Raw genomic sequence first — 11,556 nt, 5'->3', positions numbered from 1 at the left:
CTTTGAGTGCCCACACAGATTGTCTGATAAATTGTTAAAGAGCAGTGCAACGCGGCTTTCGCTCACCGTTGCGAGGTCCCGTATATTACGTTTTCCTCATTCAGAGTCAAGCGATTATTTTTGCTTTTCTCTGCCGGCGTTCATCTCTGAACCCCGCTAACCCGGCGGCCTGTAAGCCGTTGTTCCGTGTCAGTGGAGGCGCATTATAGGGAGTTCTCAGACGTTGACAACCCCTCTTTTAAAAAAAACTTTCAACCGTCTCTTTTTTGCTCAAAACCGTGCTACAGCGCCAGTTTTTCGAGCGTTTCAAAGCCATAACGGCGTAAAACGGGTAAAAGTTGCTCAGTCTCTTTCGTGATGGCCATACAAAACGCGATATTCGCATCGGTAGATTTCGCATCCGGCGCTTCATGCTCCAGCAGCCAGGCCGTACGACGGGCGATAGCCGCACCGGAATCCACCAGGCGCGTCCCCTCCGGCAATACCTCTAATAGCTCTTCCTGTAATAGCGGGAAGTGAGTACAGCCCAGCACAACGGTATCCGGAGGCTCTGGCATCCGCAGCCACGGACGAAGAATACGACGCAGCTCGTCGAGTGATACCGCCTTTCCATGCAGCTTCGCTTCAGCCATCTCCACCAGCTCAGCCGAACCCAGCATCGCAATCTGGCATTCGTTGGCAAAACGGTCGATCAGTTCGCGGGTATAAGGACGCTTTACCGTGCCTCGCGTTGCCAGCAGACCCACAATGCCGTTCGCCGTCAGGCGCGCGGCTGGCTTTATTGCAGGAACGACGCCCACAACCGGGAACTGGAATTTTTCACGCAGGGCGGGAAGAGAAACGGTGCTCGCCGTATTACAGGCGATGACGGCCAGCGCAAGGGGATAGCGCTTTTGTACCGCGGTGACGATTTCAACCACACGCTCAACAATAAAATCTTCGCTCTTTTCCCCATACGGGAAAGCGACGTTATCGAAGGCGTAGATGTAATGGAGATCCGGCAGGAGATGCCGAATCTCATCATAGACCGAAAGCCCACCGACGCCGGAATCAAACACCAGCACGGTGGGACGCGGATTAGAAGGTGTAGCTGCCAGACAAGGTGTATTCCCGTCCTGCAGTTTGGTAGCCATAAACTGTCTCGTAATCTTTATCGAACAGGTTGGCTATTTTACCACGAACTGTGAGATGTGAGGTGACAGGATACGAAACTGCGACATCCCACAGGCTGACACCGCCCATTTTTACTTTCTCAGACGGATAAGCACCAAAGTCAGTGTCGTAACGCGTACCGAGATAGTGATAAGTCAGGCTCCAGTCGAAATCATAGATCTGCGTGTCGAGCTGATATTTCACCTGCTGTTTAGCACGACGGTCCAGAAGTTCGTTGGTTGCGGCATTGCGGGCATCCACATAATCGTAGCCAACAGTATGCGTCAACGGACCCGTATCAAACGATGCTGTCGCTTCCACACCTTTAATGCGCGCTTTACCGACGTTGTAATATTGCTGAAGGTTATTATCGAAGTCGATGAGATTATTGACGTCATTACGGTAGCCGGAGACGCGCCAGCTCACGCCGGCCGTCAGGCCTTCAAACGCACCTTCCCACTGCTTGCTCTCTTCGGGATCAAGATGGTCATTGCCATAGAAACCATAGAGTTGACCCAGATTCGGTGCTTTATAGGCCGTACCATAAGAAGCAACGAAGCGGTAACCCTCCACGAACTCCCAGGCCGCACTACTTTGCCAGGTGCCATGGCGACCGAACTGAGAGTTGTCATCGCTGCGAACCGCTCCTTCCAGAGTGAAGTCACCAAACTGCTGCAACCCGGTCAGGTAAACGCCGGTGTTACGCAGGTCGTAGCCGTTGGTCACGTAGTTTGTACCCGGCTCGGTGCTCTGCTTCTGCCAGTCAACGCCCGCGCCAATGTTTCCATGGCCAACATCAACGGAGTTCAGCCACTGGACGTTGTACTGCTTGATTTCATCCAGTGTGGCTGTCGAATCGTAGCGGCCCAAATTTGGGTCGTAGTTATAGTCCTTGCTGTGACTATAGCTGGTGAGCAGCTGTGAATGGAAGATGTCATCGTTGAAGCGCAATCCTGCATCCCAGGTCTGACTATAGAGCTGGCGGGTATCGACCAGTACGTCAGGGGTAAATGAACTGTAGTAACCGTCGTAGGCAGTACGGTTGCTATAGCCAAAGCCGCGAACAAATCCGCTCCACTGCTCCGAGAATGCGTGATCCACTGCACCATAGAGCGTTTTATTCATAAAGCCGTCGCGATCGGTCTGGGCAAGGCCACCATTGTTGCCGTCCGCAACCACATCAAACCCTTTGGTATAGGTGTAATCACCCGCAAGCGTGACGCGCGTGCTGTCGCCCAATGTTTGCTGAGTACTGCCGCCATAATTCTGGTAACCATGCGACCCTACACCTGCATTCAGCGTGGTACCGTCCTTCGCGCGAGTGGTAATAATGTTTACGACTCCGCCAATCGCGTCCGAGCCGTATACCGCCGAACGCGGTCCACGAACATATTCGATACGCTGCACCAGGGAGATCGGGAACTGGCTGAGATCGGACGACCCCGTAACGCCCGCCTGGTTAAGGCGGATCCCATCAACAAGGATCAGGACATGGCTGGAGTTGGTGCCACGTATAAAGAGAGAAGAGAGTTGCCCCATCCCGCCATTTTGCGCCGTATCCACGCCGGGCAGGCGACGCATAACATCAAGGACTGAGGTTGATTGCCAACGGTCAATATCGGCACGCGTAACAACGGAGGTTGCAGCCAGAATAGTTTTTTCAGGTTGTTCAAAACGATTTGCCGTCACCACCAACGAGTCGGCGCTATCCTGCGCCCAGCCCGAAAATGCCGTGACGGACAACGCCGTCAACAGCGATACTTTTTTAATCATTGTTAAAGCATCCACAATATAAGAAGGATGCCGCAGGCCTCATCGATAGCACGCGATGATGAAACCAAATGCGACGTGATCCCGGCAGGTCTTCGGGCTAGGTGGCTATATAAGGATGAAGACTTCCCATTTTCACAGTGTCTACAACACTCATCCCGCCAGACTTTACCGCTGCGCGTCAGCTCCAGATTTACACTGGATTCCCTTTTCACTCTCAGGAGACCGGAAACAGAATGCTACAATTAGACACGTATGGATGTCCAGACAGCTATTGCCCATTAAATCTGGACATCCCCTGAACAATGCCTACAATCCCCGCGTAATTCTTTATCATTCAGGACGCATCATGACCCCAGAACACCTCCCGACAGAACAGTACGACGCGCAGCTGGCAGAGAAAGTCGTCCGCCTGCAAAGTATGATGACGCCTTTCAACGCGCTCGTTCCCGAGGTGTTCCGCTCTCCCGTCAGCCACTACCGCATGCGCGCCGAGTTCCGCATCTGGCACGACGGCGACGACCTGTACCACATCATTTTCGATCAGCAGACGAAGTCCCGTATTCGCGTGGACAGCTTTCCGGCGGCGAGCGAGCTCATTAACCAGTTGATGACGCTGATAATGGACGGCGTGCGCAACAATCCGGTACTGCGTAACAAGCTGTTCCAGATTGACTACCTGACCACGCAAAGCAATCAGGCGATTGTCTCCCTGCTGTACCACAAAGCGCTCAATGACGAGTGGCGCGAGCAGGCAGAAGCGCTGCGCGATGCGCTGCGCGCGCAGAACATCAACGTTCACCTGATTGGCCGCGCGACAAAAACCAAAATCATGCTGGATCAGGACTACATCGACGAGCGCCTGCCGGTGGCAGGTAAAGAGATGGTGTATCGTCAGGTCGAGAACAGCTTTACCCAGCCAAACGCTGCGATGAACGTGCAGATGCTGGAGTGGGCGCTGAAGGCGACGGAAGGGTCAACGGGCGATCTGCTTGAGCTCTACTGCGGTAACGGCAACTTCTCGCTGGCGCTGGCGCGTAATTTCGATCGCGTTCTGGCAACGGAAATCGCCAAGCCGTCGGTGGCTGCCGCGCAGTACAACATCGCCGCTAACCATATCGATAACGTGCAGATCGTTCGTATGGCCGCGGAAGAGTTCACGCAGGCCATGAACGGCGTACGCCAGTTTAACCGCCTGGAAGGGATCGATTTGAAAAGCTACCAGTGTGAGACGATTTTTGTCGACCCGCCGCGCAGTGGACTGGACAGCGAAACCGAGAAGATGGTGCAGGCGTACCCGCGTATTTTGTACATCTCCTGTAACCCGGAGACGCTGTGCAAGAACCTCGAAACATTAGGCCAGACGCACAAGGTTGAACGTCTGGCGCTGTTCGATCAGTTCCCGTATACGCACCATATGGAGTGCGGCGTTTTACTTACCGCACGGTGATCTGTAGGCCGGATAAGCGTAGCGCCATCCGGCGTTTTTGGCAGGTGGCGCTTCGCTTACCTGCCCTACAAATAAATTCATTACTCCGGTAACTGGCTCTTACGGCTACGCATGCGCGAGCCAATCCAGAACACCAGCGCCACAGACAGTACCGCAGGGAAGAAGTTAGAGCCGATATCCGGATACTCCGCGCGAACCACCGTGCTATACAGCAATACGCCCAGAATAAAGCAGGCAGCGGCCAGCCCCGGTAACCCCACCGGCATGGTGCGGTTCAGGTAACGTTGATGCAGGCAGTAAACCGTCAGCACCAGCGCAATAAGCGGGAAAATCGAAAATGGAACAATTGAGCTAAAAATAGCGGCAAACGTACCATTAATGGATAAGCCAGCGATCAATGCCAGCAACAGCGTCCCTTTATCCTGACCTGACTGTTTCATTACTCACCTTCACTCTTCGGTTTGATGTGCCAGTTTCTCTTGTTCACGGCGATACCAGTAGTACGCGCCTTTGGAGATCATCCTGAGCTGCAATACCAGTCGCTCTTCGAGCTGCTTGCGTTGTTCAATGCTGACATCCAGCGCTTCGGCACCCGCGCTGAAAACAATCGTCACCATTGCCTCGGCCTGTGCTTCAGTAAACGCACGCGGCATATGGTTTTCGAGTTCAAGATAGTCGGCAAGTTCCGCGATGAAGTGCTGAATTTCACGCGCGACGGCGGCACGAAACGCCGCCGATGTGCCCGAACGCTCGCGCAGAAGCAGACGAAACGCGTTGGGGTTATTGCCGATAAATTCCATAAAGGTCGATACGGAGGTGCGGATCACGCTACCCCCTTTGGCGATACGCTGACGCGCCTGGCGCATCAGCTGGCGCAGCATCAGACCGCTCTCGTCGACCATGGTCAGGCCCAGTTCATCCACATCACGGAAATGACGATAGAAGGACGTTGGCGCAATCCCGGCCTCGCGTGCGACTTCGCGCAGGCTCAAACTGGCAAAACTCCGCTCAGCACTCAGTTGACTGAATGCGGCTTCCACCAGCGAACGCCGGGTTTTCTCTTTTTGTTGTGCTCTTACGCCCATCACGATAGTTGAATCCTTCCAAAGGCCTGATGGCACTATACCAGAGAATAAAATTAATCTGTTTGCCTGGCTTTGTGAATGATTGTTTACGTGCGGTTTGTGCTCCACTGCCCGAAAAAAGCACAACGATAATTGGGTTACTCTGGCAATGATGTTATGATTCTGTTGCTTTTATGTATAAGAACAGGTAAGCCTTACCATGCCACATTCCTACGATTACGACGCAATAGTTATTGGTTCCGGCCCCGGCGGCGAAGGTGCTGCTATGGGTCTGGTGAAACAGGGAGCCAGAGTAGCGGTCATCGAGCGCTACCATAATGTCGGCGGCGGTTGCACCCACTGGGGCACCATCCCTTCGAAAGCCCTCCGCCACGCCGTTAGCCGCATTATCGAATTTAACCAGAACCCTCTTTACAGCGACCACTCCCGACTTCTTCGTTCATCCTTTGCTGACATCCTGAATCACGCGGATACCGTTATTAACCAGCAGACACGCATGCGTCAGGGATTTTATGAGCGTAATCACTGTGAAATTTTGCAGGGCAACGCGCATTTTGTGGATGAACACACCCTGGCACTCGAATGCCACGACGGTTCGGTTGAAACCATCACGGCTGAAAAATTTGTGATCGCCTGCGGCTCACGCCCTTACCATCCGGCCGACGTGGACTTCTCGCATCCGCGCGTTTACGACAGCGACTCGATTCTGAGCCTGCACCATGAGCCTCGCCACGTCATTATCTATGGCGCAGGGGTCATTGGTTGCGAATATGCGTCGATCTTCCGCGGAATGGACGTCAAAGTTGACCTGATCAACACTCGTGACCGCCTGCTGGCGTTCCTGGATCAGGAGATGTCGGACTCTCTCTCCTACCACTTCTGGAACAGCGGCGTGGTGATTCGCCACAACGAAGAGTACGAGAAGATCGAAGGCTGCGACGACGGGGTGATCATGCACCTGAAGTCCGGTAAGAAGCTGAAAGCAGACTGTCTGCTGTACGCCAACGGTCGTACCGGCAACACCGATTCACTGCAGCTGGAAAATATCGGGCTTGAAACCGACAGCCGCGGTCAGCTGAAGGTCAACAGCATGTATCAGACCGCCCTGCCGCACGTTTACGCGGTCGGCGACGTGATTGGCTACCCAAGCCTGGCCTCAGCCGCTTACGACCAGGGACGCATCGCCGCACAGGCGCTGGTAAAAGGCGAAGCGACGGCGCACCTGATCGAAGATATTCCGACGGGGATCTATACCATCCCGGAAATCAGTTCAGTCGGGAAAACCGAGCAGCAGCTGACGTCAATGAAGGTGCCTTACGAGGTGGGACGTGCCCAGTTTAAACATCTGGCGCGGGCGCAAATCGTGGGGATGAGCGTGGGAACGCTGAAGATCCTGTTCCATCGCGAAACGAAAGAGATCCTCGGCATTCACTGCTTTGGTGAACGCGCGGCGGAAATCATTCATATCGGCCAGGCGATAATGGAGCAGAAAGGCGGTGGTAACACCATTGAGTACTTCGTTAACACCACCTTTAACTACCCGACCATGGCGGAAGCCTATCGGGTAGCCGCGCTGAACGGCTTAAACCGCCTGTTTTAACGCGCTGTCAAAATGGCCATCCATCGAACCACGGATGGCCTCTGCCAGCTGCTCATAGCGGCTGCGCAGCGGTGAACCCGGACGATACACCAGGCCGATAGTGCGACGCGGCTCCGGCTTAATGCACGGCAGATAAACCACGCCATCACGCTTACGCTCGCGCGGCACGGCCAGCGCAGGCAGCAGCGTAATACCGCTTCCCGCCGCGACCATATTACGCAGCGTTTCCAGGCTGGTTGCGCGGAAATGGGTATCCTCATCCGCACCCGCTTCGAAGCAAAAGCCCATCGCCTGATCGCGCAGGCAGTGGCCATCTTCCAGCATCAGCAGCTTTTCACCGGCCAGATCGGCCATCGGTACGCGATCGCGGTTCGCCCACGGGTGATCTTCATAGATCGCCAGCATCATCGGCTCATCGAACAGCGGCACTTCAATAAAGGCTTCACTCTCTTTCACCAGCGCCAGAATGGCGCAGTCGAGCTTGCCGCTGTCTAACTGCGCCAGCAGCTGATGGGTTTGCGCTTCATGCAGGTACATTTCGAGTTTCGGGAACGTCTGGTGCAGCATCGGAATGATGTGCGGCAACAGGTACGGGCCAACGGTTGGGATCAGGCCGATATGCAGCGGGCCGGACATCGCCTCCCCCTGCTGGCTTGCCATTTCCTTGAGCACTTTGACCTCGCGCAGCACGGTGCGCGCCTGATCCACCAGCAGAAGACCTGCCTGTGTGAACAGAACCTTACGACTGGTGCGCTCCAGCAGCATCACGCCCAGCTCGTCTTCCAGCTTGCGGATCTGACCGCTCAGCGTGGGCTGGCTGACGTGGCAGGAATCTGCCGCGCGGCGAAAGTGACGATGCTCGGCTAACGCTACCAGGTATTCAAGATCACGAATATTCATTATTCATCCTCCGTCGCCACGATAGTTCATGGCGATAGATAGCATAGCAACGAACGATTATCCCTATCAAGCATTCTGTTGAATAATACACCACATAGACGAGGCGGCACGTGTTTGACCCTTGACGTCCCCGCACCGTCAGCGAGTTTCTCTCAAAACTCGAACAACTAAAGCCAACGTGAACTTTTGCGGACCCCGTGGTCCGCTTTTTTTTTGCGTAAAAAAGCCCGGGGATAAAAGCAAAATGGCAACCGAAGTTGCCATTTTTAGTGTTTGCTCCCTCTCCCCGTGGGAGAGGGCCGGGGTGAGGACACCAGCCCGCACGGTTCAAACCAACCGGTTTTTCGCATCCGCTATCGCCTGCGCCACCTGCTTCGGCGACACGCCGCCTTTCGCGGCACGTTTATCCAGGCAAGACTGCAGCGCAAGGATCGGATACACATCATCCCCGATAACCGCGCTGAACTTCTGCAGGTCGGCCAGCGCCAGATCTTCCAGTGGTTTACCCTGACGAATGGCTTCCACCACCGCTTCACCCACAATGTGGTGCGCTTCACGGAAAGGTACGCCTTTCGCCACCAGATAATCCGCCAGTTCGGTAGAGTTCGCATAGCCCTGCTGCGCCGCTTCCTGGCAGCGCGGACGTTTCACCTGAATGCCGTCCAGCACCAGGGCGCCCATATGCAGACAGTCCAGCCAGGTGTCGAGCGCGTCGAACAGCCCTTCTTTGTCTTCCTGCATGTCTTTGTTATACGCCAGCGGCAACCCTTTCAGGGTCATCATCATGCCGGTCAGCGCGCCCTGCACGCGGCCACATTTGCCGCGGATCAGCTCCAGCGCGTCCGGGTTTTTCTTCTGCGGCATCAGGGAGGAGCCTGAGGTCACGCGGTCGGAGAGCTCGACGAAGCCCGCTTCGCCAGAGTTAAAGAAGATCAGGTCTTCGGCAAAGCGCGACAGATGCACCATTCCGATAGACGCATTGGAGAGCAGCTCCAGCACGTGGTCGCGGTCGGACACGCTGTCCAGGCTGTTACGGGTGGCGGAAGCAAAGCCCAGCCAGCCTGCCAGCTGTTCACGGTCGATTTCATACGCCGTACCGGCCAGCGCGCCGCTGCCCAGCGGGCTGACGTCCAGACGCTTCAGGGTATCCTGCAGACGGCTTTCGTCACGCGCCAGCATCTCGACGTAGGCCAGACACCAGTGAGCGAAGGTCACCGGTTGGGCGCGCTGCAGGTGGGTATAACCCGGCATCACCGCGTCCTGGTTGTTCTGCGCGGTCTCTACCAGCGCGCTCTGCAGCTGACGGTTAGCCGCCAGCAGTTCGCCAACGGTATCTTTGCACCACAGCTTAAGATCGGTGGCAACCTGGTCGTTACGGCTGCGGCCGGTATGCAGCTTTTTACCCAGCTGGCCGACTTTGTCGATAAGTTTACCTTCCACCCAGCTGTGAATATCTTCAGCATCGCTTTCGAGGATCTGCTGCGGGTTAAGACGCACCTCTTCCAGCAGATTGTTCAGCGCTTCTTCCAGCTGTAATTGTTCATCTGCGGTCAGTACGCCCACCGTCACCAGCGCCCTGGACCAGGCCACAGAGCCGACAATATCCTGTTCGGCCAGGCGGTAGTCGAAGCGCAAAGAGTCGTTGAACTGTTTGAACCGCTGATCCGCTGCCTGTGTAAAACGCCCACCCCAAAGTGCCATAACATGCTTCCTTAAATATCTTTGAATTTCATTGCCCGGTGGCGCTGCGCTTACCGGGCCTACAAAACATTAAATCGATTACGCCAGAATACGCGTGCCAATCGGCGTGCCGTTAAACAGCGCCGGCAGTTGTTCCGCGTGACGCCAGGAGGCGATATCCACCGGGCGGCCCAGCGTGCGTGCGGCATCCAGCGCGGCGTTCACTTTGACGATCATGCCGTCGGTAATAATGCCCTGGGCAATCAGCTGCTCGGCTTTCTCAGCCGTCATTTCCGCAATGCGCTGGCCTTTGCCGTCCAGAATGCCGCTCACGTCGGAGAGCAGGATCAGATCCGCACCCAGCGTTGCCGCCAGTGCCGTCGCCGCCTGGTCAGCGTTGACGTTCATCAGCTCGCCCTCTTCGGTCACGCCGATAGAGCTCACCACCGGCAGGAAACCTCCTTCCAGCAGCGTGTTAATCAGCTTAGGCGAACCCGGCTGCGCCAGTCCAACGTGGCCGAGCTCTTCGTCGAGCTGGGTCACTTTTACGCTGTCGCCATCGCCCAGATAGAGGCCGACGGACGCGATGTGGTGTTTCTTCGCCCACGCCAGCAGCGTTTTGTTCGCCGTACCCGCCAGCGCACCGGTAATGATGTCAATCTGGTCAGCAGGCGTGACGCGCAGGCCGTTCTTCTTTTTCACCGGCAGGTTGAGCCCTTTCATCAGCTCATCCACCACGCAGCCGCCGCCGTGGACAATCACCAGCGGACGCTGGTGTGATTCGCGATAGTTCACCAGCGCGGTAAACAGACGCTCCAGCGCTTCTTCGCTGTCCAGCAGTACACCACCGAGTTTGATAATTAATGGGTTCATCATCACACCTTAAATAAGAGCCTGCGTTTCCGGGAAACCGAAACGAATATTTGCACACTGCATTGCCTGTGCGGCAGCGCCTTTGAGTAAGTTATCTTCTGCGGCGACAACGATGAGATGCTCGCCCTGCACGGCAAAGCCGATGTCGCAGAACGGCAGGCCGACCACGTTTTTCAGCGCCGGCACGCCTTTATCGTACAGGCGCACCAGCGGTTTATCCGCATACGCCTGCGTGAAGGCCTCGTTCACCTGCTCTTTGGTCACGCCCGGCTTCAGGCGGCAGGTAATGGTTTCGAGGATCCCGCGCGGGAAGCTGCCCAGATGCGGCGTGAAAATGACGTCCGCGCCCAGATGCGTCGTGATTTCAGGGTGATGACGGTGATTAAACACGCCATACGGCTGAAGGCTCACTTCGCAGAAGCTGTTGGAGATAGCGGCCTTGCGTCCTGCACCGCTCACGCCGCTAGTGGCGTTGATCACCGGCCACTGGCTCAGATCCAGCAGGCCTGCGTCGATCAGCGGCTTCAGGGAAAGCTGCGCCGCCGTCGGGTAGCAGCCCGGAACGGCAATCAGGTCCGCTTCTTTCAGTTTATCTGCGCTCCACTCCGCCAGGCCGTACACCGCTTTTTCCAGCAGATCCGGATGCTGATGGGTGAAACCGTAATATTTTTCGTAAAACGCACCGTCGTTCACGCGGAACGCGCCGGAAAGGTCGAAGACCACGCAGCCAGCCGCCAGGAACTGCGGCGCCAGGTCGTGGCTGACCTCGTGCGCGGTGGCTAAAAACACCACGTCGACGCCGTCGGTAAACTCGCTGATGTCAGACATGGGCTGCAGCGGCAGATCGACAAGACCCTTAAGCTGCGGATGCAAATCGGAAATTAACTTTCCTGCATCATTGCTTTGCGCTGACACGGTCAAAGCGGTTATGGTCATATGTGGATGGCGATTCACGTAGCTTACAAGCTCTGCGCCCGCATAACCGCTAGCGCCTACAATCAGCGTATTCAACATCGGGTTCCTTTATGCTCAACGTTAATGTATTT

At 55.7% G+C, this 11,556-nt stretch carries 10 protein-coding genes and 1 riboswitch; of the genes, 2 read left to right on the top strand and 8 right to left on the bottom strand.

Annotated elements, in window-relative coordinates; genetic code table 11:
• Window positions 1–281 precede the first annotated feature (281 nt).
• The gene (gene murI, locus AC27FC_RS21055) at window positions 282–1,133 is read right to left on the bottom strand and encodes a glutamate racemase (protein ID WP_023309660.1); all 852 of its coding nucleotides are present in this window, start codon (window positions 1,131–1,133) and stop codon (window positions 282–284) included.
• Window positions 1,078–2,925, bottom strand: coding sequence for a TonB-dependent vitamin B12 receptor BtuB (gene btuB, locus AC27FC_RS21050; RefSeq protein WP_094935298.1), 1,848 nt, complete (start codon window positions 2,923–2,925; stop codon window positions 1,078–1,080). Before btuB ends, murI begins: the two co-directional genes overlap by 56 nt.
• 66 nt (window positions 2,926–2,991) lie before the next feature.
• Window positions 2,992–3,167, bottom strand: a riboswitch (cobalamin riboswitch).
• Between the two features lie 104 nt (window positions 3,168–3,271).
• Here btuB and trmA point away from each other — a divergent pair.
• Complete coding sequence (gene trmA, locus AC27FC_RS21045; RefSeq protein WP_094935297.1) at window positions 3,272–4,372, top strand: tRNA (uridine(54)-C5)-methyltransferase TrmA; 1,101 nt, start codon at window positions 3,272–3,274, stop codon at window positions 4,370–4,372.
• A gap of 80 nt (window positions 4,373–4,452) precedes the next feature.
• Here the strand turns inward: trmA and AC27FC_RS21040 are convergent, their stop codons facing one another.
• Both AC27FC_RS21040 and fabR read right to left on the bottom strand, forming a co-directional pair.
• Entirely contained in the window at window positions 4,453–4,812 is a 360-nt protein-coding gene (locus AC27FC_RS21040; RefSeq protein WP_008501783.1) for a YijD family membrane protein, read from the bottom strand.
• A gap of 9 nt (window positions 4,813–4,821) precedes the next feature.
• Window positions 4,822–5,460 (bottom strand): HTH-type transcriptional repressor FabR, encoded by a 639-nt coding sequence (fabR, locus tag AC27FC_RS21035; protein ID WP_008501784.1) that lies wholly within the window; start codon window positions 5,458–5,460, stop codon window positions 4,822–4,824.
• Window positions 5,461–5,656: 196 nt separating this feature from the next.
• On the opposite strand from fabR, the gene sthA reads away from it, so the two are divergent.
• The gene (sthA, locus tag AC27FC_RS21030) at window positions 5,657–7,057 is read left to right on the top strand and encodes a Si-specific NAD(P)(+) transhydrogenase (protein ID WP_008501785.1); all 1,401 of its coding nucleotides are present in this window, start codon (window positions 5,657–5,659) and stop codon (window positions 7,055–7,057) included.
• On the opposite strand, the gene oxyR is transcribed toward sthA, so the two are convergent.
• The 4 genes from oxyR to argC form a co-directional block, all read right to left on the bottom strand.
• Window positions 7,040–7,957, bottom strand: coding sequence for a DNA-binding transcriptional regulator OxyR (gene oxyR, locus AC27FC_RS21025; RefSeq protein ID WP_023309664.1), 918 nt, complete (start codon window positions 7,955–7,957; stop codon window positions 7,040–7,042). The genes sthA and oxyR overlap by 18 nt on opposite strands.
• Window positions 7,958–8,284: 327 nt before the next feature.
• The gene (argH, locus tag AC27FC_RS21020) at window positions 8,285–9,658 is read right to left on the bottom strand and encodes an argininosuccinate lyase (RefSeq protein WP_033146923.1); all 1,374 of its coding nucleotides are present in this window, start codon (window positions 9,656–9,658) and stop codon (window positions 8,285–8,287) included.
• A 78-nt stretch (window positions 9,659–9,736) separates the two neighbouring features.
• Window positions 9,737–10,513: an acetylglutamate kinase gene (gene argB / locus AC27FC_RS21015; RefSeq protein ID WP_090420882.1), complete on the bottom strand. Its 777-nt coding sequence runs from the start codon at window positions 10,511–10,513 to the stop codon at window positions 9,737–9,739.
• Window positions 10,514–10,519: 6 nt separating this feature from the next.
• Complete coding sequence (gene argC, locus AC27FC_RS21010; protein ID WP_032662767.1) at window positions 10,520–11,524, bottom strand: N-acetyl-gamma-glutamyl-phosphate reductase; 1,005 nt, start codon at window positions 11,522–11,524, stop codon at window positions 10,520–10,522.
• Window positions 11,525–11,556: the final 32 nt, after the last annotated feature.

The sequence above is a fragment of the Enterobacter sp. C3_dUdeg genome, assembly GCF_057536195.1.
This window is presented reverse-complemented; position numbering and strand designations above follow the sequence as displayed.